Genomic DNA, 24,978 nt, shown 5'->3' with positions numbered 1-24,978 from the left:
GAGCAAGGCCAAGCCGAAAGGCTGACGTGCAACCGGTTGCGTGTCAAGCGATCCACGACCGGCCGCGACGCCATTACGCCGCCCCCCGCAAGCGGGCGGCGAGGCCGCGCGCGGCGTCGGCCAGACGCTCGGCCGAACCGGGAGCGTAGGCCGCGCGCGCGCCGTAGTAGCGGTGCGCCTCGGCGACCTCGTACCCGCCCTTCGCGTATTGCGAGGCGGGCGGGACGTAGCCCAGGCACTCATCGGCGTAGGCGAGCACGATGCTGGGGCCCGCGCCGCCGGCCTCGAGGTCGCGGCGAAGCGCGACGCCGGTCTCCGCGAAAATCTCGCCCGGCAGGGAGGCGATCAGCGCCGGGCCCCAGCGCAGCGCCCCGACGCGCGCCGCATGGGGCTCCAGCGGCAGCAGCGCGGGCCCTTCCGCCCAGGCGATCCAGCTTTCGAGCAGGAGCCGCCGGGCGGGCTCCGCGCCCGCCAGCTCGGCGCGCCAGCGTGCCGCCATCTCCGCGGGCGGGGCGGGCTCGTTGCGGGCGAAGTCCAGCGTCACGGAGGCGTCGAGCGCGTCGACGCCGGTCGCGTCCAGCGGCCGCATGGCGACGCTGGCGCATTCGGCGATTCGCCGTCCGATGCGTTCAGCCTCGGCGAAGGTGCGCAGCGGATTCGCCGCCGTCGTGATCGAGCCGTGCGCCGTGTGGCCGGTGTTCAGTTCGCCGGCGCAGCCGGTGGCGAACAGCGCCACCGTGCCGGGGTTGCGCCGCTCGATTTCGGCGCGGACGAAATGCGGGTAGTCCGCCGTCCACAGCGTGTTGTCGGCCCCCAGCACGACGGGGTGGCAGGCATAGGAGACGAGGTGCGCGATGGGCGCGCCGTCGAGGCCGACAAAGGCGAGGACGGGAAGAGCGGGGTCGACCGGTCCGCCGGGCTCGCGGCGGTTGCGCGCGACGCCGGGGTCGGCGCCCTCTGCGAACAGCAGGCGGGCAGGGCGCTGCGCGGCGAGCGCGGCGTCGAGCGCGGCGACGCAGGCGTCCTCCATGGCGGCGAGCCAGGCCGCGTCCGGCCCGCCGCCGAGCCCCTGAACAGTCGAGACGGGGCCGCCATGATTGTGCAGGGCGGCGATCACGATGCGCTCGGCGGGCAGGCGGGCGCGGGCGCGGATGCGCGCGCTGGTCTGCGGATCGAGCGCGACGACGTCGACGACGGCAAGCGCCGTGTCGCCGACCGCCAGCGCCCGCGCGGTGAGCCTGTCATGGGTTCCGGTGGCCGGGCCGGGACGCGCCACGAAGCCGGCCATCGCCAGGCCCGGCGGCGGCGTGATGTCGCGCACCGCGACGCCGGCGGCAAACAGGGGCTCGCTCACGCCGTCTCTCCGCCGGAATACACGCTGTCGACGGCGAGGGCCGCGTCGCCGGGCGACCAGCGGAACCGCAGCAGGTCGGCCCGCGCGCCGACGGCGAGCTCCGCCTTGCGTCCGATCAGCCGGGCGGGATTGACGCTGGCGAGGCGCAGCGCCTCCCACAGCGACAGGCCGGCGGCGCGCATCGCCGTCGCGACCCCGGCCGCGAGCGGCAGCGCCGCGCCGGCGAGATACGGCGTGCCGGCGACGCCGAGGCGGCCCTGCGGGGTCAGCTCGACTCGCCCGCCGATGGCCTGGTCGTAGACGCCGGGCGGCATGCCGCCGAGCGCGGTGGCGTCCGAGACGAGCAGGGACCGGTCGAGCCCCTTGGCCCGCAGCATCGCCTTCAGCGTGTCGTCGGGCAAATGATGGCCGTCGGCGATGAAGCTCGCCGACAGGCGGTCCTCCGCCAGCTGCGCCCAGATCAGGTTGGGGTGGCGGGGCAGGACGGCGGCGACGCCGTTGCCGAGATGGGTCGAGAGCGTCGCGCCGGCAAGCGCGGCGGCGTGGATCGCGGCCGGGTCCACGCCAGTGTGGCCGAGCGACACGACGACGCCCCGGGCGGCGAGCCCGGCGATGACGGCCGGGGCGTCCGGCCAGTGCGGGGACAGCGTGACGAGCCGCACGAGCCCGCCGCAGGCCGCCTGCCAGCGGTCGAACTCGGCGAGGTCGGGCGCGCGCACGTGCTCGCGCGGATGCGCGCCGCGCGGGCCGTCCTCGGGCGCGACGCCCGGCCCTTCGACGTGGACGCCGGCGACCATGCGCGCCACCAGCGGATCGGCCGCGCGCGCGGCGGCGATGGCGCGCAGCGCCGAGACGATGTCCGCCTCGGCGGCGGTGATGAGGGTCGGCAGGAAGGCGGTGACGCCGGTCGCCAGCACGGCCCGCGCCAGCGCCCGGACCGTGTCGGGCGTCAGTCTGCCGTTGTTGAGGTCGTGCCCGCGCCAGCCGTTGAGCTGCAGGTCGACGAGGCCGGGGGCGAGCCACGCGCCGTCATCGGCCGGGCCGGGGGCGATCGCGGCGATCGCGCCGTCGCGGATGCTGACCGCGACGGGTTCGCCCGTGTCCGTCCGCCGGCCAGTGACGACGGTCGTCACAGCCACCGCACCCGCTCGCGGAAGCGGTGCAGGAAGCGCGCGTTGGCCTCGTCGCCGCCCGGCGCGTTGCCGGAGCGCCAGACCGGCGGCTCGATGCCGCGCTCGACCAGCTTGGCGACGGTGCGGATGACGAGGCAGTTCAGCGCGAAGGCGTTGGCGAAGGTGGAGACGGCGGCGATGCGCGATTCCATGCCGGGAACCTGCGTCCCCGTGTCGCCGATGGCGACCTTGGTGTCGATGGCGATGTCCACGAGGTCGTGCAGGTTCTTCTTCGTCGGGTGCCGCGCCGGATGGCTCGGCACGGTGGCCTCGGCGTGGCGGCGCGAGCTGACGCCGATCAGGACCACGCCCCTGGCCTTCGCCTCCAGCGCCGCGTCGATCAGCGCCGCGTTGATGCCGTAGGCGTTGACGAGGATGAGCAGGTCGCCTTCGCCCAGCCGTCGGTCGGCGATGACGATCTTGCCGTAGCCCGGCGTGCGCTCGACGGCCATCGAGCGCAGCGCGCCGTTGGAGAGCAGCGTGCCTTCGTCGAGGATGGCGGAGACGTGCATCAGCCCGCCGGCGCGGAAGAAGATCTCCTGCGCCGCCAGGTTGGAATGCCCGCCCGGCCCGTAGACGTGGACCAGCCTGTCCTCGGCGATCTGGTCGGCGAGGCGCGCGGCGGCGCGGTCGAGCGGATCGCGCTCCTCGCGCAGGATGTCGCCCATCAGCGCGGTGACGGTGGCGAGGTAGTCCGCGCACAAAGCGTCGGCGTCGATGGCGGGGGAGGAAGAAGTCATGGCGCGGACTCGGCGTCGAGATAGAGGGTGCAGCGCGCGTGGGTGCGCAGCGCGGTGGAGGGACAGGCCTCGCCGATCGGGTCCGCCAGCGTGCGCCGCACGGCGTCCCGCTTGGCCGGGCCGGGGACGACGCACACCATCACGTCGCTGGCGAGCAGGCGCGGCACCGTCAGCGTCAGCGCGTGGGTCGGCACCTCGGCGAGGCTCGGGAAGCACTGGTCATCGACCTGCTGCTGCCGGCAAATGGCGTCCAGCTCGACGATCTTGACGTCGGCGGGGTCGCGCAGGTCGGCGACGGGCGGGTCGTTGAAGGCGATGTGGCCGTTCACGCCGATGCCGAGGCAGACGATGTCGATGGGCGCCTCGGCCAGCGCGGCGGCGTAGGCGTCGGCGCAGGCCTGGGGCGAAGCGAACGCCTCGGGGTCTATGGCATGGACCTCGCCGAACGGAACGAGGTCGAACAGATGGCGGCGCAGCCAGACGGCGAAGCGCTCGGGCGCGCCCGGCTTCAGGCCGATATACTCGTCCATGTGGAAGGCGACGACGCGCCGCCAGTCGATGCCGGGCTCGCGCGTCAGCGCCGCCAGCATCTCGGACTGGCTGGGCGCGGCGGCGAAGATCATGCGCACGCGGTCCTGCCCGGCGAGCCGCCGGCGCAGCTCGTCGCCGATTTCGGCCGCGGCGGCGCGCCCCATCTCCGCCCGCGTGGCGAAGATCCGCACCGGTAGCGAGCCCTCGCGGGCCGTCGCGTCAGCCATCGGCGCCTTTCCTCCCTGGCCTGCGTTGGGGCGGAAGAGTGGAATGCAACCGGTTGCGTGTCAATCCGGCGGCGGCGCGCGCGCCCTGATGCCCCGCGCCCCGGTTGCGGTTATGGTGGCCGGGTCGTGGCTTCGGCCGCGACGCGGGCGAGCAGGGCGACAGGATGGACGAGGAGACCGGGCGGCGCGGCGCGCCGACCATCAGCGAGGTGGCCGACGCGGCCGGCGTGTCGCGGGCCACGGTGTCGCGCGCGTTCACGCGGCCGGGCATGCTGAGCCCCGGCACGGTGGCGCGCGTGCGCGAGGTGGCGGGGCGCATCGGCTACGTGCCCAACCAGGTGGCGCGGGCGCTGAGCACCGGCCGGCACGGCAACATCGCCCTCATCGTGCCCGACGTGGCCAATCCGTTCTTCCCGCCGCTGATCCGGGGCGCGCAGGCGCGCGCCGACCTCGCCGGCTACTGCCTGTTCCTCGGCAGCTCCGACGAGGCGCCCGAGCGCGAGGAGACGCTGGTCGCCAAGTTCGCGGGGCAGGTGGAGGGCCTCATCCTGGTGTCCTCTCGGCTGCCGGAGGAGCGCATCCGCGCCTTCGCCGAGCGCCGGCCCATCGTCGTCATCAACCGCGACGTCAGCGGCCTGCCGCGGGTGCTGATCGACACGGCGCGCGGCATCGCGGCGGCGGTGGACTACCTGGCCGATCTCGGCCACCGGCGCATCACCTACGTCACCGGCCCGGCGGCGTCGTGGTCGAACCAGCAGCGCCGGCATGCGGTGCGCCGGGCGGCGCGCCGGCGCGGCATCGAGATGATCGCGCTGCCGGCCCACCGGGCGAGCTTCGAGGCGGGGCGCGAGGCGGTGCCGGAGATCCTGGCGACGGGAGCCACGGCGGCCATCGCCTTCGACGACGTGACCGCGCAGGGCGTGCTCGTCGGCCTGGCGGAGCGGCGCATCCCGGTGCCCGAGCGCTTCAGCGTCATCGGCTGCGACGACGTGCTCGGCGCGACGACCTTCCCGCCGCTGACCACGGTGTCGGCGCGCTGCGACGAGGCGGGGGAAATGGCGCTCGACCTGCTCGAAGACCAGCTCGCCGGCCGGGGCCTGCGCGACATACGCTGCGTGCTCGACACGCGCCTGGTGGTGCGCGGCTCGGCCGGGCCCGCGCCGGCGGCCTGACCTCAGTTGGCGAGGATGTAGCCGACCAGCATGTCCTTGCGGCTCGGCTGGGCGAGCATCACCTTGGCGCGGCCTGTGGCGATGGCGGCCGAGGTGCGGATGGTGAAGCCGCAGATGACGACACGGCCGGGCGGCGAGCTCAACACCTCGATCAGCCGGTCGACGGGAGCGTCGAGCGACAGCCGGGCCTTGGAGACGTCCTCGGCGTTGGCCGCCTGGGCGCGGCCGATCACATAGTTCGAGAACTCGGCATTGAAGTGGATGAGCGCGCGGCTGGAGCTGATCACGAAGCACGGCACGGGGGCCTGCAGCGCCGCGTGCAGCACCTCGCGGCCCTGCGTGGCGACGGTGACCGCGCGAAGCCGCTCGCGCAGCCACTGCGCCGCGTGGACGCGCAGCATCGAGCTCTGGTTGACGCCGGTGCCCTCGGCCTCGTCGACCAGCGCCTTGACGTAGTCGCCGATCTTGGTCTGCGCGGCATCGGCCGCCTCGCCGAGCACGTCCCAGAACACTTCCTCGAGCCGGAAGGCCCGCCGCCAGCCGCCCCGCTTGAAGATGCGGAAGCGCATCGCGGTCGGGCCGCCCGCCGGATCCTCCGCGGGGGGCGGGACGGGATCGGGGGAGGCGGACATTGTCAGCGCTCCCGCAGGGCTTCCTGCTTCGCCTTGATGATCGGCTTCAGCAGGTAGTCGAGCACGGTTTTCTTGCCGGTGAGGATGTCCACCTGGGCGATCATGCCCGGCATGATCGGGTAGTCGCGGCCGTTGTGGCGCAGCGTCGAGTGATCGGTGCGGACCTGGACGATGTAGAAGGTCTCCTTCTCCCGCCCGGTGTCGTCGACGACGCTGTCGGGCGAGACGTGCTCGACGACGCCGTTGAGGCCGCCATAGATGCTGAAGTCGTAGGCCGTGACCTTCACCAGCGCCTGCTGGCCCGTGCGGAGGAAGGCGATGTCGGCTGGGCGCACCTTCGTCTCGACGATCAGCGCGTCCTCGAGTGGCACGATGTCCATGATGTGGCCGCCGGCCGCCACGAAGCCGCCGACAGTGTTCACGGCCAGCGTGTTGACGAGCCCGTCGACCGGCGAGCGGATGTCGGTGCGGCGCACGCGCTCCTCGGCGCCCTTCATCGTCTCGCGCAGCACAGAATACTCGGCCGAGGCCTTGGTCAGCTCGGCCAGCGCGTCCTGACGGAACTTCAGGTTTTCCTCCTGGAGCGCGTTGTTGGCCTCGCGCAGGGCGGCCTCGACGCGAGCGATGGCCTCGCGATTGGCGGCCTTCTGCCCGCGCAGGTCGACGACGGCGCGCTGGGCGCGCAGCAATTCGGTCTTCGGCGCGATGTTGCGCGCCGCCATGGGGGTGATGATGTCGAGCTCCTGCTCGGCGAGCGCCAGGCCGTCGCTGAACCGCGTCGCGTTCTGCTGCGCCTCGTTCAGCTCGCGCTGGCGCTGCTCGACGCGTTCGGTGAGCGTGGCGCTGCGCTTCTTCAGGCCGTCGTAGCGGGAGCTCAGCAGGTTCGCCTCGTTGGCGCAGATCTGCGGCTGTTCTTTCAGCTCGTCCGGGCAGACGAAGCCGCCTTCGGCGCGTCCCTCGCTCTCGATCTTCAGGCGGGCGATCTGCGCCTGCAGGGTCCGCGTCTTCGCCTCCACCTCGCCGAGGTTGGAGTTGGTCATGGTGCTGTCGAGCCGCACCAGCAGGTCGCCCTGCCTCACCTGCTGGCCGAGCCGCACCAGGATCTCCTGCACCACGCCGGGCTCGGAGCTCTGGATGGTCTGCGTCTTCTTCGAGGGAATGATCTTGCCTTCGCCGCGAGTCACCTCGTCGACCTCCGCCAGCGCGGCCCAGCCGATCAGGAAGGCCCCGAGCAGCGAGACGGAGACGATGATCGTGGTGGCCGAGCGGGCGGCGCCGTCGGGCCGGCTTTGCAGCCGGCGCGGCTTCGGGCCCGAGAAGGGAAGAGCAGACATGGATGTGCCGCCGTGATGTTCGGAGCGGCCGACAGGCTCGTCGAGCGCCCACTAAGGGTTGTATAGTTGAGCCTGCGCACCGCGCAAGCTCGTGCTCAAGGCAGCCAGGGCAAACGCCACTGCCTGAACGTTCCGCGCATCATGTCGCGGACCGCCGTCCCCTTCTCGAAGGTGACGATCATCCTTTTTCCATTGCGCAGCCGCACGGGGACGTCGATCCACGACCTCGCGTTGAGCAGGCGAACGTTCTGCTCGCCCTCGCTCTGCGTGCTGGCCAGCAGCACGACGAAATTGTCGCCGCGCTGTTCCACCGTGCCGTAGAGCGGGATACCCCGGTCCACGCCGAGGCTGCGCAGCTCCGGCATGCCGGCCTGCGTCACCGGGCTGTCGAGCCCGGTGAAGCGCATGTCCATCACCAGCGGCGTCCGGCTCGGCTCGTCCCGCCCCTGGCGGATCACCATTTCGGCCTGCAGCTTGGCCTTCGGCACCGTGACGTCGGCGCGCAGCGCCGTCACCTCGTCCTGGTCCGACGGGTTGCGGGTGACGCGCCACGTCACCGACCCGATGTCGATGCGTGGCCGGTCGGGGTTCGAGCCCTGCTCCTCGACCAGCCCGGCGCGATAGGGCCCGGCCGGCAGCCCCGCTTCGAACGCCTCGAGCGAGTTCAGGGCGAGCGGCGCAGCCTCGCTGAAATCCAGCGCCTGGAGGCCCGGCTCGTGGATCGGCACGGTCGGCGGCGTCATGGCCAGCACGCTGTAGAGGGGCCGCGGCGGCGCGGGGGCCTTCTCGGTCAGCACGCTGCGGGGCGAGCCGAGGTGCGGGGCGGGCATGAGGTTGCCCGGCTGCGCCGGCAGCGGCCGGGCGTCGGCGGCCAGATCCTCGTCGAAAGTCGCCGGCGCGATCCAGCCATAGGGCTGGCGGCCGAGGATGTCGTCGGAGAGCGTCTGCGGAACCGGCTCCTCGGGCGGGGGTGGCGGCGGGCGCTTGCCAGCCTGCGCGCGCCCCGAGGGCTTGGCCGGGGGCGCGGGCCGCGCGGGCTTCTCGCTCGCCTTGGGCGCGGGCTCGGCCCCGAGCGCACCGGAGGGCAGGGGGATCGCCGCCGCCGGCGGCCGTCCGGCCGGCGCGGCCGAGGGTTTCGCGGGAGCGGCGGGCCTGGTGGCGGGCTTGGCGGCCGGCGCGGACGGCCGGGCGGGCGCGGCGGCCGGAGGAGCGGCGGGACCGGCAGGCGTCTCGGCCGGCTCGGCGGCGTCGGTCGCATCCGCTCCGGCCTGCGGCGGGGCGGCGGACGGCGCCGGCTTCGGCGCGGGTTTCGGCGCAGGCTTGGAGGCAGGCTTGGCCGCCGGCTTGGGCGCGGGCGTGGCCGCGGGCTTGGCGGCCGGCTTCGCGGCAGGCTTCGTGGCCGGCTTGGCCGGTTCGTCCTGGCCCGGCGGGCGCAGCAGCAGCGGCCCTTCCTGCGCCAGCGCCGGCGCGCCGAGGCCGAGCGTCGCCATCATCGTCGCGGCCAGCAGGACGCGCGCGCGCCGCCGCGAACTCAGACCGATGTCGACGCCCCGCATGCCACTTCGCTCCCCGGCCGCTCAGGCGGAGCCGGCGCTGGCGTTGCGCAGCGCGTTCAGCACGGTCTCCTTGGGGCCATCCGCGGCGATCCTGCCGTTTTCCACCACGATCAGCCGATCGACAAGCGCCAGCATGCTGTAGCGGTGGGTGGCGATCAGCAGGGTCTGGTCGGCCGGCATGTTCTCCTGGAGGCGAGCCAGGAAGACGCGTTCGGTGGCGAGGTCCATCGAGCTGGACGGCTCGTCGAGGAACAGGATCTTCGGCTTGATGAGGAAGGCGCGGGCGATGGCGACCGCCTGGCGCTGTCCGGTGGAGAGGTTGCGGCCGCGCTCGCCGGCCGGCATGTCGTAGCCCATCGGGTGCTGCGACACGAAGTCGTCGACGCCCGCCAGCTTGCAGGCGCGCACCAGCTCCTCGTCCGTGGCGTTGGGCCGCGCCATCAGGATGTTTTCCTTCACCGAGCCGAGGAACAGGTCGGTGTCCTGCGAGACGATGGCGACCGCCTTGCGCACCTCGTGCGGGTGGTACTGGCGCACGTCGACGCCGTCGATCAGCAGCTCGCCGTCGGTCAGCGGGTAGAGCCCTGCGATCAGGCGGCCCAGCGTCGTCTTGCCCGAACCGACGCGGCCGATGACGCCGACCTTCTCGCCCGGCCGGATCGACAGGTTGATCCCGTCGAGGATGCGCCGCTGCACGTGCGGGTAATAGAACACGCCGTTGCGGATCTGCACCGCGCCGGCCTCGACCGGCCGGTTGACGAAGTTCTTCTGCGAAATGCGCTCGTCGGGGCTGTCCATCAGCCCGTTCAGCGTGCGCATCGCCGCGAAGGCGTGGCGGGCGCGCGTCAGCGTGGTGGCGACGGAGGTGAGGGGGGCGACGGCGCGGGAGGCGAGCATCACCGTGGCGATGATGGCGCCGGTGGAGAGCTGGCCCTCGGCGAAGCTGTAGGTGCCGCCGATCACCACGAAGACCGTCACGAGCTGCTGGAGCAGCAGCGAAAAGTAGATGGCGGTGGAGGAAATCGTCTTGATCTGCTCCTGCGTCACCGACGCCGTGCGGATGATGTTGTCCCAGCGACGCAGCAGCGCGCCCTCGGCGCGGATGCCCTTGATCGTCTCCAGCGCGCCGACGGCCTCCACCAGCATGGCATGGCGCAGCGAGCTTTCCGCCTGCGAGGCGGCCATCTTCTCGCCGATCATCTTCTGCGCGATCAGCCCGGCCGCGATCACCAGCGCCGTGGCGACCATCGGGAACACCACCAGCCAGCCGCTGATCTGGTAGATCACCAGGAAGAAGATGAAGAGGAAGCTGCAGTCGATGAACACGGCGACCGTGTTCGAGGTGAAGAACTCGCGGATGTACTCGTACTGCGTCACCCGGTTGACGAATTCGCCGGTGGAGCTGGGGCGGTCCTTCAGCGGCGTGTTGAGGATCTTCTCGAAGATCGCCTCGGAGAGCTGGATGTCGAGCTTCTTGCCGATGGTGTCGAGCAGAACGGCGCGCGCGAGCTTGAGGATGAAGTCGAACAGCAGCACCACCGCGAAGCCGAGCGCCAGCACCCACAGCGTCGAGATCGCCTTGTTCGGCAGCACGCGGTCGTAGACGTTCATCGTGAACAGCGGCGCGGCGAGGCCGATGAGGTTGATCATCAGCGCCGCGAGGCAGACCGTCACGAAGGCCTTGCGCTGGCTCTTGACCGGACCCCAGAACCAGTGGCCGCGCTGGATGTGCGTCGGCCGCTCGCCGTCGAAGTCCTGCGCGTCGTAGTGGGGCGCGACGGTGATGCCCGAGCCCTCGTACAGGTCCGCCAGCTCGCCGAACGGCACCGCGCTGACGCCGCCATTGTGCGGCAGGAACACGCGGCACGGCTTCCTGTCGGAGAGGCTGAGCAGCACCACCGGCCGGTGGCCCTTGAGGAACACGATGGCCGGCAGGTCGATGGCGTTGAAGTCGGAGAGGCGGCGCACGGTCCCGGCCGCCACGAGGCCGACGCGGTGGGCGGCGCGAGGCAGCAGCTCGTCGGTCAGCAGCCCGTTGTCGAGCGGGAGGCCGGCGGTCAGCGTCGTCTCGGAGGACGGCTTGTCGTAGTGGCGGGCCAGGAACTGCAGGCAGGTCAGCAGCGCGTCCGAGGCGGCCGCGATCCGCGCCGGGGCTTCAGAGGCACGTTCGCCGGGCTCTGGGGAGCCCGGCGATGGGTCGGCGGCAATGGCAAGCAAAGGCGTTCCGATCAACGAGTGGGCGAGTACCGCGTGTAGGTCTCGGCCGGAGGCGTCGGGGGTACGCTCGCCTTCGCCCGGGCATAGGCGTCGGATTGCGTCGGCGGTTTCAGGCCCAGGGTCTGAACGAGGACGCCGGTGGCGGCCGACAGCCGGTACTCCGCGAAGAGCGACGCATAGCGCGCCGTCTCGAGCAGCACGGCCGAGTTAGTCTTGGTGTTCTGGGCGTCCAGCAGGTCGAGCAGCGAGCGGCGGCCGACCCGGAACTGGTCCTGGTAGGCCGTCACGACCTGCCCGGACTGGGAGAACTGCTGCGCCAGGAGGGCGGCGAGTTCGGCCTGGCTGTTGCGGCGCTCCCACGAGATGCGCACCGCTTCCTCGACCTCGCGGAACACCTGGTGGAGCCGCAGGCGCAGCTCGCTGGCGCGGCGGATCTGCTCCTGCTCGTTGGCGCTGGTGTTGCCGCCGTCGAACAGGTTCCAGCGCATCACCGCGCGGCCCAGCACGTCGGAGGTGTGGCCCTCGACGGCGTCGATGTCGTTGCCGCCGCGGGCGCGGCCTTCCAGCAGGATTTCCGGGTAGTAGCGGGAGCGGGCGGCCTTCACCAGCGCCTCGCCGGCGTCGACGTCGGCCTGCGCCATCGCCACCTGCGGGTTGTTGGTGCGGCCCTTGCCGATGGCGTCGGCGAGAGAGCGCGGCAGCGTCGGGGCGAGCGCCGGCAGCGGGCTCGGCGAGCCGATCTGCTGGCCCACCAGCGTGTAGAAGCGGATGCGCGCGGTGGCGAGGTCTTCCTCGGCCTGCTTCTGGCGCGACATGGCGGCCGTCAGGCGCTCCGTCGCCTGGAAGCGGTCGGCGTCGGTCAGCGTTCCGCTGCGCACGCCGGCGTCGATGTCGCCGGAGATGCGGCGGTGGAAGGCGACGTTCTCGGCGGCGATGGCGGCGATGCGGCTTTGCAGGATGACTTCGGTGTATTCGCGCGCGATCGCCAGGGCGATGTACTGCGAGCGCTCGAGGACGCGAAAGGACGCGCCGTCGACGCGCGACGCCTGGCGCTCCACCTCGGCCTCGCGGCCGAAGCCGTCGAACACCTTCTGCGTGGCGATCAGCTCGGCCTCGACCGGCTGCAGGCCGCGGTTCTCGATGCCCTGGCCGCGCCGCGACGGGCTGTTGTAGCGCCGCGCGCCGCCGGACGCCTCGAGGTCCAGGCGGGGCAGATAGAGGCCGCGGGCCTGCCGCAGTTCGAACTCGATGGCCTCGCGGTTCTGGATGGCCTGCCCGATCTCCGGGTTCGAGTCGATGGCGATGGACACCGCTTCCTTCAGGCTCAGCGCGTGAGCCGCGCCCATCGTCCCGAGCAGCGCGACGGACGCGAGCATCCAGCTTCTCAGCCCGCGGCGCTTCCTTTCGTTCACCACCTGCATCTTGTCCCCCGTCCCACGGTCCCGCGCCCATCAGGCCGGGCCGGAGCAATTTCAGTTCAACCGTTCGCCCGGCCGCGCCACCCGCTCGGGGAGGCGCGCCGGGTCCGCCCGGTCGCTCGCCGGCCCCAGCGGGGCCGGGTCGGCTCAGCTCATTTCAGCGAGCCCGTGTAAGCCACCATGCGGCCGTAGAAGCAGTCGCACTTGCTGACCATTTCCTCGTTCACCTCGCCGCTTCCGAAGAAGCCGATGGCCATGCCGCAGGCGACCTTCGCCTCCGAGGCCCACACGAAGCGGGGGGATGTGTTGTAGATCGTCGGCGTCATCTCGGCGACCTGGACCGAACGCTCGTAGCGCTCGTCGACGGCCTGCCGCATCGTGGCGATGGGCTGGTCGAGCAGCGGGGACCGGACCATCACGCCGCAATAGCCCGGGTTGTAGGCCATGTCGGCGGCGTTGACCGACGCGCTGGTCAGCAGCGCCGCCCCGGCCGCCAAAACCAGTGTCCTTAGCAGCATTTGTGGAATCCCCATTGTCCTTCCGCCAAGAAGTCGGACAACTTGGGAGTGCAGTCAAGCTTGCTGGACTTGACGAGTCGCGAAAGGTCGAATGAACCGTTAAATCCGGCCGATCTGTTGCGCATTCGCCTCACTCGAAGGGGGAGGCTTCCACAAAAGATTAACCACGCGCGCCTCGTCCAGCCAAAATCATCATGGCGGCGCAGGCGTTTAACCTGTGGATAAATCCGTGCGGCCCAAACAAAACGGCCCGGCCGCATGGGCCGGGCCGTTTCATCTATTCCGCCGCGTGGCGCATCTCGCCGGCCGGCGCGGCGGCCGCAGCCGCAGCCGAGGCCCGCCCGCGGTCGCGGGCCAGCAGGGTGTAGAACATCGGCACCACGAACAGCGTGAAGATCGTGCCGATGGACATGCCCGTGGCGATCACGATGCCGATCGAGAAGCGGGCCGCGCCGCCCGCGCCCGTCGCGGTGATGAGCGGCACGACGCCGAGCACCATGGCGGCGGTCGTCATCAGGATGGGCCGCAGCCGCACCTTGGCGGCCTCCTCGATGGCGGCGCGCCGCGACAATCCGCGTTGTTCCTGCAGATCGTTGGCGAACTCCACCATCAGGATGCCGTGCTTGGTGATGAGGCCGATCAGCGTGATCAGGCCCACTTCCGTGTAGATGTTCAGCGTCGCCAGGCCGAGATTGAGGAAGGCCATCGCGCCGAACAGCGACAGCGGCACCGACATCATGATGATGAACGGGTCGCGGAAGCTCTCGAACTGCGCCGCCAGCACCAGGTAGATGACGATCAGCGCCAGCCCGAAGGCGAGGCCGACCGAACTGCCTTCCTTCACCTCGAGGCGGGACTGGCCGGCATAGTCCTCGTAGAAGCCGGTCGGCATCACCTCGGCGGCGATGTCGCGCAGCACCTTGAGGCCCTCGCCGGTGGTGACGCCCGGCATCGGCAGGGCCGAGATGGTGGCCGAGTTGAGCTGGTTGAACTGCTCGATGGCCGCCGGCGCGGCGTCGGTCTCGATGCGGATCACCGCCGACAGGGGCACCATCGTGCCGTCCGTGGCGCGCAGGTAAAACTGGCCGAGCCGCTCGGGATTGAGCCGGTTCTCCTGCGACACCTGGGTGACCACGTCGTAGCTTCGGTTGTCGCGGTCGAACTTGCCGACGGTGCCGCCGCCCACCAGCGCGCTCAGCGTCGTGCCGATCTCGCTCACCGCCACGCCCAGCGCGGCGGCCCTGTCGCGGTCGACGATGATGCGGGCGCGCGGCGACTCGTAGGTCATCGAGTTCTGCACGACGATGAAGCGGCCGCTCGCCAGGGCGCGCTTCTTCACCTCCTCGCCGATCTCGAAGGCCTGCGAGGAACTGCCGATGGTGCGCAGCACGTACTGGATCGGCAGGCCGCCGCTCGAGCCCGGCAGAGCCGGCGGCGAGAAGATGAAGGCCTGCACGCCGGCGTTGGCGTCGAGCAGGTTCTGGATGTCCTGCTTGATCAGGGCCGGCTTGCGGCTGCGCTCGCTCCATTCCTTCAGCTTGAAGCCGATGAACGCCCCGCCGCCGCCGTCCATGCCGGCCACCATGAAGGTGTCCTCGATCTCCGGAATCTTCTCGCCGGCGCGGGTGAAGCCCTTGGCGAAGGTCTGGGTGTAGTCCGAGGTGGCGTATTTCGGCACGTTGACGAGGCCGAGGAACGCGCCCTGGTCCTCTTCCGGCGCGAGTTCGGACGGCGTCTTCATGAACAGGAACACGGTGGTCGCCAGCAGCGCCGCGACGATCACCAGCGTCACGCCCCGGCTGTTCAGCGATCCGCTCAGCCGGCGCCCGTACCAGTTCTCGATCTTGGTGAAGGTGCGGTCGATGAAGCCGGCGAAGCCGCTCGAACCCGGCCGGAGCAGGCGCGAGGACATCATCGGCGACAGCGTCACCGCGATCACGCCGGAGATCACCACCGCGCCGGCGAGCGTGAACGCGAACTCGCGGAACAGCGTGCCGGTGAGGCCCTGCGTGAAGCCGATGGGGGCGTACACGGCGGCGAGCGTGATGGTCATCGACACGACGGGGCTGAAGATCTCCTTCATCCCCACGATGGCCGCGTCGATGGGCTTCAGCCCCTCCTCGATATGGCGGTGGATGTTCTCCACCACGACGATGGCGTCGTCGACCACGAGGCCGATGGCCAGCACCATCGCGAGCAGGGTCAGCAGATTGATCGAGTAGCCCAGCACGAACAGCACGAAGCAGACGCCGACGAGCGACAGCGGGATCGTGACGATGGGGATCACCACCGAGCGGAAGGAGCCGAGGAACAGGAAGATGACGACGACGACGATCAACGCCGCCTCGGCGATGGTCTTGAAGACCTCGCGGATCGAGGCGGAGATGAAGTTGGAGGCGTCATAGACCACCTGCGCCGTCATGCCCTTGGGCAGGGTGGGGCGCATCTCGTCGATGGCCTTGTGGACGCCGGCCGCGACGGTGAGCGGGTTGGCCGAGGGGCTGGGCGTGACGCCGATGAAGGTGCCCTCGCGCCCGTTGAACGTCACCTTCGTGTCGGTGTTCTTGGGCCCCAGCTCGACACGCGCCACGTCGCGCAGGCGGACGATCTGGTCGCCCGAGGCGCGGATCGGCAGCGCGCCGAACGCCTCCGGCGTCTGCAGCGTGGTCTGCATCTCCAGCGCGTAGGCGACGAACTCGTTCTGCGTCTTGCCGGGGGCGGCGAGGAAGTTGCTGGAGCGGATGGCGTTCAGCGCGTCGCCGGCCGTCACGTTGCGCGAGGCGAGCTTGAGCGGGTCGAACCAGACCCGCATGGCGAAGTCGCGGCCGCCGAGGATTTCGGCGGAGCCGACGCCGTCCAGCGTCGCGAAGCGCGGCTGCACGACGCGGGTGAGGTACTCCGTCACCTGCTCCGGGGTCATCTGGTCGCTGGCGAATGTCAGGTACATCAGCGCGAAGGACTGGCCGGTGCCCTTGACGATGACCGGGTCCTCGGCCTCCTTCGGCAGCTGCGCGCGCACCTGCTGCACCTTGGAGGTGACCTCGGTCAGCGCGGCGTTGGGGTCGGTGTTCAGGCGCATGCGGGCCGACACGACGCTGACGCCGAGCCGGCTCTGCGAGGTGACGTAGTCGATGCCCTCGGCGCTCGAAACCGCCTTGGCGATCGGCGTCGAGATGAAGCCTTCCATCAGGTCGGCGCTCGCGCCGGTGTAGGCCGTCGTGATGGTGACGGTGGTCTCCTCGATGCGCGGGTATTGGCGGACCTGCAGGATGAGCAGGCCTTGCGCGCCGAGCAGCAGGATCATCAGGCTCACCACTGAGGCGAGCACCGGCCTGCGTATGAAGAGTTCGGTGAAGCCCACGGCGGTCAGTCCTGCGTTCCGGAGGCGACCTTGGAGAGGTCGATGCTGTTGTCGATCTTGACCGGCGCGCCGGCCTGCAGCTTGTTCTGGCCGGACACGACGACCTTCTGGCCCTGCTCGACGCCCGACAGGATCTCCGCGTCGCGGCCTTCCCGGCGGCCGACCTTCACGAACACCTGCCGGGCGACGAACTGCCCGGCGTTCGCCGGGTCCGGCTCGGCGACGAACACGTAGTCGCCGTAGAGGCTGCTCACCACGGCCGTCTGCGGCACGGTCAGGATGTTCGGCTCGGCCGGCAGGTCGATGCGCACGCGCAGGAACTGGCCGGGCTGCACGTTGGCGGACTTGTTGTCGTCGATGACGGCGCGCACCGAGACGAGCCGCGACTGCGGATCGATACGCGGGTCGATGCCGGTGATGTGGCCGCTGACGGAGAGGTCGTTTTCGGTCGTCCCGAACCGGACCGGCTGGTCGAGCTTCACCCGCGCGGCGGCCTGCTCGGGCACGGTGAAGTCGACCTTCATCGTGTCGAGGTTCTGCAGCGTCGCGACCGTGGTGCCCGCCTGCAGGTACTGGCCGGGGTCGATGCGCGGAATGCCGATGATGCCCGCGAAGGGGGCGTTCAGCGCCTTCTGGTCGATGATCGCCTGGATGCGCTGCAACCGCGAGCGCGCGGTGGCGAGCTGGGCCACGGCCTGGTCGTAGGACGTTTCGGTATTGAAGCCGCGGGTCTTCAGTGTGGTGGCGCGGTCCAGATTGGCCTCGGCGAGCTTCACCGCCGCGTCGGCGTCGACCAGGTCGGCGCGCTCGATGCGGTCGTCGAGCTGCACCAGCACGTCGCCCTTATTGACGCGGTCGTTGGCCTTGAACCGGATTTCCCGCACGACGCCGGCGATCTCGACGGGGAGCTGCACGCCGAACTCGGCGCGCGCCGTGCCGATCGCGCCGATGCCGGGCGCCCACTCGCGCGTCGAGGCGTCGACGGCGGAGACGACCTGGGCGGGACGCTTCATGCCGGCGAAGAACTGCACGATCATCCGGTCGCGGAAGAAGTTGAACCAGACGAGGCCGGCGCACAGGCCGACAGCCAGCAAAAAGACGAGGGAGACGACGATGCGCCGCTTCATCGGACCGATACCTTTGTGGTGTTCTCGCCGCGCCGTCCCGACCAAAGCGGGAGGCATCACGGCCTTGCGCCCGAAGGCTGGCACGTTATATACCGTCCAGACGGTACAGTTTCAACGGGCAATTCGATGAGTGAACAGCCGAGGGGTCGTTCAAGTTCACGCGAGCGGATCCTCGATGCCGCGGCGCAGCTGGTGTGCGAAGTCGGCGCGGGGCGGTTGACGCTCGATGCCGTCGCCGAGCGCTCCGGGCTCAGCAAGGGCGGCCTGCTCTATAGCTTTCCCACCAAGGAAGCGCTGCTGCGGGGCATGGTCGAGCGCATGGTCGGTGAAGCCCTATCCGAGAAGGCGCGCTTGCAGAGTGCGCTCGCGCACCGGCCCAACGCCGCCGCCCGGGTCGCCATCGCCATTTGCCAGAGCATGCGCTGCAAGCACTCGCCCGACGTGGCGACCGGCCTGCTGGCCGCGTCCGCCGAAAACCCGACCCTGCTCGATCCGATCCGCGAGGCCATCGTCGCCGGGTGGGGGGAGGTGAAGGAGACCTCGGAGAACCGGCGGGCGTCCATGATCGCCTGGCTCGCCAACGAAGGCCTGCGCGCGCTCGATATGCACGGCATCTCGCCGCTGACGCCGGAAGACCGCGAGGAGTGCGCCTCCGCGCTGGAGCAACTGCTCGACAACGGGATCGCCGGGCCGAAGGCCGGCTGAGGTCACGCCCCCGGCTTGCGTTCGCCGCCCTCGTGGCCGAGCAGCAGCTTGCCGCGGCTGCGCAGAAGGCCGGACGCGCGCTCTGCGAAGGCCGCGAGCAGCCAGGGCAGCCGGACCTCGATGCGCACGTGGTCGTCGAACACGTCGACCGCGCCCTCGGCGGTCTGGCCGAGCGCCCGAACCGCGAAATCCAGCCGGTTTCCCGTCCATGACTCCCGCAGCACCGCGATCTTGTAGCTGTCGAGCGTGCGGCGCACGGAGTCGATCCGCGAGCGCAGGCGCGCTTCGGCCTGTTCCTGCCCGAGATCGTGAGAGACGGTGACGACGAGAGGCCGGGTCATGCGACGCTTCCGCTGAACTGATCCAGCCTGACCAAAGCGCGGACGCGCGATTGGTTGCGTCACCGGCCGGCCCGCCCGCCGCGACCGCGCGCTGGGCCGCGAATCACGGGGACGGGTCCGTGCTGGTCGGAGGCCGCCGGCCCCGGCGGTCGCGCCACGGCGCGACCGGCCCTCGTCGGGCCGCGCCTCCCGCCACGGACGCCCGGGGGCGCGTCCGCGGCGCCGAAGGTTACTTGAGGTGCTTGGCGAGGTGGGAGTTCATCTCGAACATCGTCACCTTGTCCTTGCCGAAGACCGGCTTCAGCTTGGCGTCGGCGAGGATTTCGCGTTTGTTTTCAGGGTTCTGCAGCTTGTTCTTCTTGATGTAGTCCCACATCTTGCTCACCACCTCGGAGCGGGGGAGCGGGTCGCTGCCGACGACGGCAGCCAGCTCCTTGGAGGGCTGCAGAGGCCGCGAAAAGCCGGTGTTGGCCTTGGCCGCCGGCTTGGCCGCCGGGGCATCCTTCTTCGCCATTGTGATCTCCTTTGGATCCCTGCGTCGACCAGCCGAACGCACGAAGCAGGCGGGACGCCGCTTCCGCGCGGGAGAATCCCAGCAGCGCCGCCTTCGCACAAGGGGGGGAGAGGCGGGTTTTTTGAGTGAATCACAGGGCAAAGCGCCTCCGGGGCGCTCGTAGCGGCCCCGGAGGCGTGGTCAGGCCCGGTCCGGCGTCGCGCCGATTCGGCGCGGCACGGCCGTTACTGGATGATGTAGACGACCTCTCGCGTGTCCGGCTCGACCAGGACGCGACGGTTGTTGACGACCGCGTAGCGGTATTCGGTGCTCAGGCCGACGCTGGCGGGCACCGGGTAGAGGCGCACGTTGCGCGGCAGGGGATAGCCCACGACAACCTCGTCGCGCACCCGCACCGAGGGATGGCGCTGGGCGACCACGTAGGTCCGCACGCGCGTCGTCTCGTCCGGCGTCAGGGCCGCCCCGACCGCGGCGCCGGTGACGCCGCCCACCACCGCGCCGACCGGCCCGCCGACCGCCGCGCCCGCGACCGCGCCGCCGGCGGCGCCCGTTCCCGCTCCGCTCGCGCAACCCGCCAGCGGAAGCCCGATCGCCAGAGCGCCGATCGCGGCGAGCCGCATCGTGGGTCGTTGCTGCTTGAAAATGCTCATGTTCCGTCCTTCCGGTTACCAATCAGGCGACCTTTGAACAGAACAGCGAGCCTGTCGGTTCCTGCCGCCCAGCTTGGAAACGGCGGGGAGGAGGGCAATCGCATCGCCAAAAAGAGAGGGCCGGCGCTGCGCGCGCCGGCCCCCGCGTCGTGGCTGTGTGGATCAGGCGGTGAGGCCCGCCTTGACGCGCTCGGGCGTGAACGGGCCACGCCGGAAGCGCACGCCGGTGGCGTCCGCGACGGCGTTGGCGAGCGCCGCGCCGGTCGGCCCCTGGGCGGCCTCGCCGGTGCCCAGGAAGGGCGCGCCGGGGCGGTCGATCAGCACCACCTCGACCGGCGGCACGTCGGCGAAGGTGAGGATGGGGTAGGTGACCCAGTCCTCCGAGGTGACCCTTGTGTCGTCGAACTTCACCTCTTCCTTGAGCGTCCAGCTGAGGGACTGGATCAGCCCGCCCTCGATCTGGTTGCGGACGCCGTCCGGATTGACGAGGTGGCCGCTGTCGGCGGCGGCCACCGCGCGCACGACCCGCACGCGGCCGTTGCGCTTGTTGACCTCCACCTCGAGCGCCACCGCGCAATAGCCGGCGATGTTCTTGTACTTGGCGAAGCCGATGCCGCGGCCGCGGCCGTCCTTCTTCTGCCACTTGTCCCAGCCGAACGTCTCCGCCGCCTTGGCGATGACGTCGCGGCCGCGCGGGTCCTTGAGGTGGCGCAGCCTGTACTGGATGGGGTCCACCCCCGCCGCCCTGGCCAGCTCGTCCATGAAGGACTCGATGGCGAAGACGTTGGCGTAGGCCCCCAGCCCGCGCGTCGAGGAGACGCGGACCGGCATGTCCGTGATGAAGTTGGTCAGCACGTTGTGGCCGGGGAAGTCGTAGAGCGCGATGCCGTTGCGGTCGGCCGCGTAGTTGGGCGGCCCGCCGTTCTGCGGCGTCGGCATCTCGAACGGCTTCTCCAGGTAGCGCGCCGAAAGCAGGTTGCCGGCGTGGCTCCCCGGACGCGTCCCGTGCGGGGTCGAGAACAGCTCGAGATCCCAGTCGAGGACGTTGCCGTCCTTGTCGACGCCCGCCTTGGTCTTGATCACCATGGCGGAGCCGTAGGGCTCCCAGCGATGCTCCTGCTCGCGGGTGTACTGCAGCTTGACGGGACGGCCTGGAACGGCGGCGGCCAGCAGCGCGGCGTCGGCGGCGGCGTCGTCGGCCATGTTGTGCCCGTAGCAGCCGGAGCCCTGCACGTGGCGACAGCGCACCTTGCTCTTGTCGACCCCGAGCATCATGGCGATGGCTTCGGAGGTCTCGAACACCGACTGGCTGTGCGTGTCGATGGTCATCACGCCGTCGGCGCCGAGCACGGCCACCGCCGCCGAGGTGCCGATGGAGCCGTGCATGTGGTAAGGCCGGAAATAGGTGGCTTCCAGCGTCTTCACGGCCGGATCGCCGCCGTTGCGCGGCTGCTTCTTGGTTTCGATGACCTTGGCGGGCTTGGTCTTCTGCAGCCAGTCGAAGATCCCGTCGGAGGTCGGCAGGGCCTTCTCCACCTCCCACTTGGCGGCGGCGGCCAGCGCGGCGGCGGCGGCGACCGCCTGTTCCTCGCGCTGGGCGACCACCCCGACGAAGCTGCCGTTCTTCACCACCTTCACCACGCCCGGCATCTTCTCGGCGGCCGAGGTGTCGAGGGCCGTAAGCTTGGCCTTGTAGGTGGGCGGGCGGACCACCTGCCCGAACAGCAGGCCCTCCGGCCGCAATTCCTGCACGAACATCGCCTGGCCGGTGAACTTGCCGGGGAAGTCGAGCCGGGGAAACTCCTTGCCGACATATTTGTAGTCGGCCGGGTTCTTGGGCTTCACCGCGCCGGTCGCCTCGCGCTCGAGCGACAGGCCGGAGGCGAGCTCCCAGTAGCTCGCCTTGGCGCCGTCCGGGCCGCTCATCGCGCCGTCGGCGACGGTCCAGCCCTCGGCCGGCTTACCGGTCTTGGCGGCGGCCATCTCGATCAGCAGAGCGCGCACCTCGGCGGCGGCCTGGCGCACGGCGGGGGCGCAGTTCGGCATCGAGAACGAGCCGGCCGTGGTGCCCTCGTTGGGCGACTGGGCGGTGTCGCCGGAGATCAGCTTGACGCGGCCGATGTCGACGTCGAGTTCGTCGGCGCAGATCTGCGTCACGGCGGTGAGGATGCCCTGGCCGAGCTCCACCTTGCCGACCAGCAGCGTCACCGCGCCGTCGGCGCCGATGCGCAGCCATGAGCCGAGCTTGCGGTTGGTCTCCATGTCGCCCGGCAGCTTCGGCTTGGCGCCGGCCAGGGCGGCCGCCTGGGCGAGCGCGTCGCCGGCGGGGATGGCGAAGGCGAGGGTGATCGACCCGGCGGCCTTGAGGAAGCCCCGGCGGTCCGTGGCGGGAATGACGGTCATGGCTCAGGCCTCCTTCGCGGCGCGGAGCACGGCGCGCACGACGCGATTGTGCGATCCGCAGCGGCACAGATTGCCGTTGAGCGCCGAGCGCACGTCGGCGTCGGTCGGGTTCGGATTGCGGTCGAGCAGGGCCTGGGCCTGCATGATCATGCCCGAGGTGCAGTAGCCGCACTGGGCGGCCTGCTCGTCGATGAAGGCCTGCTGCAGCTTGCTCGGCTTGCCGTTCTCGGTGAGGCCGGCGAGCGTCACCACCGAGCGACCGGCCACCGACGACACCTTGATCGAGCAGGAGCGCGCCGGCTCGCCCTCGATCAGCACGGTGCAGGCCCCGCACTGCGACTTTCCGCAGCCGAATTTGGCGCCGTTGACGCCGAGATCGTTGTTCAACACGAAGAGAAGCGGCGCGTCGTCCGGCGCGTCAGCCTTCACTTCGCGCCCATTGAGCTTGAAGCTGATCATCCTGTCCTCCCTCGCGGATCCTGTTACCCGGACCGCGCAGGCAGGCAGAATAGATCCCGATTCCTTAAAAGGACCAGAGCCGAGAGCGGCCCCGCGCGCAATTTTCCGTGGTTGCCGCCGCGCCCTTCTCAGCCGGCGCCGTCCCCGCGGGCTACCGCGCCGAAGCGGGCGGCGAGCTCGTCCGCCGCGCGAAACAGCAGCGCCATGTCGCTGCCGACCGAGACGAAGTCGAAGCCGGCCCGCAGGTAGCGCTCGCTGGTGGCGGGGGAGGGCGACAGCGCCCCGACCTTGACGCCGGCGGCGCGGGCCCTTCGCATCCCGTCCTCGATCGTGCGCACCACGTCCGGGTGGTCGGGCTGGCCGAGCAGGCCCATGCTGGCGGCGAGGTCGGCCGGGCCGAAGAACACGGCATCCACCCCGTCGACGGCGGCAATCTCCTCCAGCCGCTCGAGCGCGGCGAGCGTCTCGATCTGCACGATGAGGAACAGGCCGGAATCGGCGTTCTGGTTGTAGCCGGCGGTGCGGCCGTAGCGGCTGGCGCGCGTCATGCCCGCGACGCCGCGCGTGCCTCGGGGCGGGTAGCGCATGCTGCTCACGGCGGCGGCGGCTTCCGCCGCGCTCTGCACGTAGGGGAGCATGACGGTGGCGACCCCGGCGTCGAGGTACTGCTTCATCAGCACCGCGTCGTTCCACGGCAGCCGCACGATGGGCGCGGAGGGCGAGCCGTGCATGGCGCGCAGATGCGCGATGGCGTCCTGCACGGTCAGCGGCGTGTGCTCGCCGTCGATCAGGATCCAGTCGAAGCCGGAGAACGCGACGCCCTCGAGCGCCGTGCTGGCGTTCAGCATCGACCACAGCCCGACGAGCGGGCGGCCGGCCGCGAGCGCGCGACGGAACGGGTTCTCGAAAGGCGAAGCGGGGGCGGACATGGGCGCGACTCCGACAAGGGGAGCGTCACCTTAGAGCCGCCTCCGGCAGGGGCAAGGGGGTCAGATCTTGATGATATCCGAGGTGGCGGCGTCGGTCGCGACGTGATCGGCGGGCTTTCCGCCGGCGGCGCGCTGGTTGAGATCGATGGCGGCGTCGACCATGTGCTTGGCCATCGCCTCCAGTCCGTCCTTCGGGACCAGGAAGTTGAAGCGCTTGCCGGCCGCGCCGATCACCAGCACGGCGAAGCTGGGATCCTCGCTGTTCTGGAACACACGGAAGCCCTGGACGGGCAGGGCGTTGATGGCTTGCTTGGTCACGGACCCTCGCTGTTGTGCATCCAAACCACGTCCTCGCAGACATCATACGCGCAAAGCGTCATGGCCGCGAAGACGAGAATGGCCGGCAAGGCGGCCGGCCATTCTTGAATTGTCGTTCCGGCCAGCTTCAAACGGTCAGCAGGTCGGAATACTTGTTATCGAACAGGTTGGTCAGCTGCTGGGTCGTGGCGCAGACGTGGTCGTCTCCCCAGCTGTTCTCCGGCTCGAGTTCGTTGAGGGCGCCGAAGTCGCCCGCGAGTTCGATCGCCGCGTCGCGGTGAGTGGCCAGCAGCGGCTGGCTGATCACGTCCTGCATGAGGTCCTTGACCTGTTCGGTCGACAGGAAGAAGTCGAACTGGTCGCCCTGATGATCCGTGGTGCAGGAGTTGAGCAGGGCGGCCGTACCCTGACGGAACAGCGACTCGACCCCGCCGTTCAGCTTGAGCGCATCGAGCAACGTCATGTCGAGGTCGATCGTCTTCAGCGCCTTGCCTTGGTAGTACTGGAAGTCGCCGTTGATCTGCAGATCGAACGCATCCCGAATGGTCAGCGTCATGACTCCGGCGATGTCGGTCTTTCCGAACTCGTCGAGGCAGTCCTGCGAAAGCTCGACCTTGCTCCAGTTCTGGGCGTTCTTCCAGAAGCCGGGAGTGAGGCCCTCGTAGCAGACTTCCGGCGTATTGGCGAAGTCCATGTTGTACTGGTCGGCGCCGGAGGTGCCGGTGATCGAGTAACCGGCCTCGCCGAGCGTCTGGACATAGCCGTCCGGCACCACTTCGTAGACCATCAACCCGGCGTAGCTGGCGTCGAGGTCGTGGAACGACCAGGTGCCGTCCGACGCCGTCGTCGTCGCTTCGTCGATGCCGACGTCGTAGTCGCCGTCCTTGTTGATGTCGATGAAGATGGTGACGTCGCCAAGCCCGCTGTCCCCGACCGTCGAGCCGTCGCCATTGGCGTCGAGATATTTGGTGCCCGAGATGTCGAACAGTTCGAAGTTGGCGAAGTCGAGGTTGCTCTGGTCGGTGCCGTCGAGCGTGTAGCCGTCCTCTCCGTAGGTCTGCTCGTAGCCGGCCGGAAGCAGTTCCTGGACGACGCCGTCGATCTGGTCGGCGCCGAGGTTGGACAGGGACCAGTGGCCGTTCTCGTCGGTGGTCGTGGACGCCTCGCCGGCGTCGACCTGATGGTTGCCGTTGAGGTCGATGAAGATGGTGACGCCTTGCAGTCCGACCTCGCCGGGGTCGATCACGCCGTCACCGTCCGCGTCGACATACTTGGTGCCGGAAATGTCGAAGAGCGGGAA

Annotated in this window: 22 protein-coding genes; 2 read left to right on the top strand and 20 right to left on the bottom strand. The window is 70.3% G+C overall.

Annotated features, from left to right (window positions below):
- Positions 1–73: 73 nt before the first annotated feature.
- The 4 genes from NK718_RS12410 to NK718_RS12395 are packed head-to-tail and all read right to left on the bottom strand — an operon-like array spanning position 74 to position 4,024.
- A complete protein-coding gene (locus NK718_RS12410) occupies positions 74–1,354 on the bottom strand; it encodes an alkaline ceramidase (RefSeq protein WP_254742584.1) in 1,281 nt (426 codons plus the stop codon).
- Positions 1,351–2,493 (bottom strand): N-acetylglucosamine-6-phosphate deacetylase, encoded by a 1,143-nt coding sequence (locus tag NK718_RS12405; RefSeq protein ID WP_254742582.1) that lies wholly within the window; start codon positions 2,491–2,493, stop codon positions 1,351–1,353. The genes NK718_RS12410 and NK718_RS12405 overlap by 4 nt, the downstream gene beginning before the upstream one ends.
- Positions 2,484–3,266: a sugar isomerase domain-containing protein gene (locus tag NK718_RS12400; protein ID WP_254742579.1), complete on the bottom strand. Its 783-nt coding sequence runs from the start codon at positions 3,264–3,266 to the stop codon at positions 2,484–2,486. The genes NK718_RS12405 and NK718_RS12400 overlap by 10 nt, the downstream gene beginning before the upstream one ends.
- Entirely contained in the window at positions 3,263–4,024 is a 762-nt protein-coding gene (locus NK718_RS12395; RefSeq protein WP_307730352.1) for a 6-phosphogluconolactonase, read from the bottom strand. Before NK718_RS12395 ends, NK718_RS12400 begins: the two co-directional genes overlap by 4 nt.
- A 164-nt stretch (positions 4,025–4,188) precedes the next feature.
- On the opposite strand from NK718_RS12395, the gene NK718_RS12390 reads away from it, so the two are divergent.
- Positions 4,189–5,196 carry a LacI family DNA-binding transcriptional regulator gene (locus NK718_RS12390; RefSeq protein ID WP_254742577.1) on the top strand — a complete coding sequence of 336 codons (1,008 nt, stop codon included), beginning with the start codon at positions 4,189–4,191 and terminating at the stop codon, positions 5,194–5,196.
- Between the two features lie 2 nt (positions 5,197–5,198).
- On the opposite strand, the gene NK718_RS12385 is transcribed toward NK718_RS12390, so the two are convergent.
- The 8 genes from NK718_RS12385 to NK718_RS12350 form a co-directional block, all read right to left on the bottom strand.
- Complete coding sequence (locus NK718_RS12385; RefSeq protein WP_254742574.1) at positions 5,199–5,828, bottom strand: ribbon-helix-helix domain-containing protein; 630 nt, start codon at positions 5,826–5,828, stop codon at positions 5,199–5,201.
- Between the two features lie 2 nt (positions 5,829–5,830).
- A complete protein-coding gene (locus NK718_RS12380; protein ID WP_254742571.1) occupies positions 5,831–7,162 on the bottom strand; it encodes an HlyD family type I secretion periplasmic adaptor subunit in 1,332 nt (443 codons plus the stop codon).
- 95 nt (positions 7,163–7,257) lie between these two features.
- Positions 7,258–8,718, bottom strand: a complete 1,461-nt coding sequence (locus NK718_RS12375) for a hypothetical protein (protein ID WP_254742568.1) — start codon at positions 8,716–8,718, stop codon at positions 7,258–7,260.
- Between the two features lie 21 nt (positions 8,719–8,739).
- The gene (locus NK718_RS12370) at positions 8,740–10,935 is read right to left on the bottom strand and encodes a type I secretion system permease/ATPase (RefSeq protein ID WP_254742565.1); all 2,196 of its coding nucleotides are present in this window, start codon (positions 10,933–10,935) and stop codon (positions 8,740–8,742) included.
- Between the two features lie 11 nt (positions 10,936–10,946).
- Positions 10,947–12,311: a TolC family protein gene (locus NK718_RS12365; RefSeq protein ID WP_254742562.1), complete on the bottom strand. Its 1,365-nt coding sequence runs from the start codon at positions 12,309–12,311 to the stop codon at positions 10,947–10,949.
- A gap of 194 nt (positions 12,312–12,505) precedes the next feature.
- Positions 12,506–12,871 (bottom strand): hypothetical protein, encoded by a 366-nt coding sequence (locus tag NK718_RS12360; RefSeq protein ID WP_254742559.1) that lies wholly within the window; start codon positions 12,869–12,871, stop codon positions 12,506–12,508.
- Between the two features lie 277 nt (positions 12,872–13,148).
- A complete protein-coding gene (locus NK718_RS12355) occupies positions 13,149–16,232 on the bottom strand; it encodes an efflux RND transporter permease subunit (protein ID WP_254742556.1) in 3,084 nt (1,027 codons plus the stop codon).
- A 5-nt stretch (positions 16,233–16,237) separates the two neighbouring features.
- Positions 16,238–17,359, bottom strand: coding sequence for an efflux RND transporter periplasmic adaptor subunit (locus NK718_RS12350; RefSeq protein WP_254742554.1), 1,122 nt, complete (start codon positions 17,357–17,359; stop codon positions 16,238–16,240).
- A 126-nt stretch (positions 17,360–17,485) separates the two neighbouring features.
- On the opposite strand from NK718_RS12350, the gene NK718_RS12345 reads away from it, so the two are divergent.
- Entirely contained in the window at positions 17,486–18,064 is a 579-nt protein-coding gene (locus tag NK718_RS12345; RefSeq protein ID WP_254742551.1) for a TetR/AcrR family transcriptional regulator, read from the top strand.
- A gap of 2 nt (positions 18,065–18,066) precedes the next feature.
- On the opposite strand, the gene NK718_RS12340 is transcribed toward NK718_RS12345, so the two are convergent.
- From NK718_RS12340 to NK718_RS12305, 8 genes are all read right to left on the bottom strand, one after another.
- Positions 18,067–18,405, bottom strand: coding sequence for a polyhydroxyalkanoic acid system family protein (locus NK718_RS12340; RefSeq protein ID WP_254742548.1), 339 nt, complete (start codon positions 18,403–18,405; stop codon positions 18,067–18,069).
- A gap of 229 nt (positions 18,406–18,634) precedes the next feature.
- On the bottom strand, positions 18,635–18,919 hold the full coding sequence (locus NK718_RS12335; RefSeq protein ID WP_254742545.1) for an SWIB/MDM2 domain-containing protein: 285 nt from the start codon (positions 18,917–18,919) through the stop codon (positions 18,635–18,637).
- A gap of 224 nt (positions 18,920–19,143) precedes the next feature.
- The gene (locus NK718_RS12330; RefSeq protein WP_371877278.1) at positions 19,144–19,539 is read right to left on the bottom strand and encodes a DUF1236 domain-containing protein; all 396 of its coding nucleotides are present in this window, start codon (positions 19,537–19,539) and stop codon (positions 19,144–19,146) included.
- 192 nt (positions 19,540–19,731) lie between these two features.
- Positions 19,732–21,972, bottom strand: coding sequence for a xanthine dehydrogenase family protein molybdopterin-binding subunit (locus NK718_RS12325; protein ID WP_254742539.1), 2,241 nt, complete (start codon positions 21,970–21,972; stop codon positions 19,732–19,734).
- A 3-nt stretch (positions 21,973–21,975) separates the two neighbouring features.
- Positions 21,976–22,431, bottom strand: a complete 456-nt coding sequence (locus tag NK718_RS12320) for a (2Fe-2S)-binding protein (protein WP_254742536.1) — start codon at positions 22,429–22,431, stop codon at positions 21,976–21,978.
- A 128-nt stretch (positions 22,432–22,559) separates the two neighbouring features.
- Positions 22,560–23,360 (bottom strand): HpcH/HpaI aldolase family protein, encoded by an 801-nt coding sequence (locus NK718_RS12315; protein WP_254742533.1) that lies wholly within the window; start codon positions 23,358–23,360, stop codon positions 22,560–22,562.
- A 60-nt stretch (positions 23,361–23,420) separates the two neighbouring features.
- A complete protein-coding gene (locus tag NK718_RS12310) occupies positions 23,421–23,678 on the bottom strand; it encodes a hypothetical protein (protein ID WP_254742530.1) in 258 nt (85 codons plus the stop codon).
- A 127-nt stretch (positions 23,679–23,805) separates the two neighbouring features.
- On the bottom strand, positions 23,806–24,978 hold a 1,173-nt coding region (locus NK718_RS12305), incomplete at its 5' end, for an SdrD B-like domain-containing protein (RefSeq protein WP_254742527.1).

This window comes from Alsobacter ponti (genome assembly GCF_024294805.1).
Lineage (GTDB): Bacteria > Pseudomonadota > Alphaproteobacteria > Rhizobiales > Beijerinckiaceae > Alsobacter > Alsobacter ponti.
The sequence above is the reverse complement of the archived record's forward strand: the minus strand, read 5'-3'. Positions and strand labels throughout refer to the sequence as shown.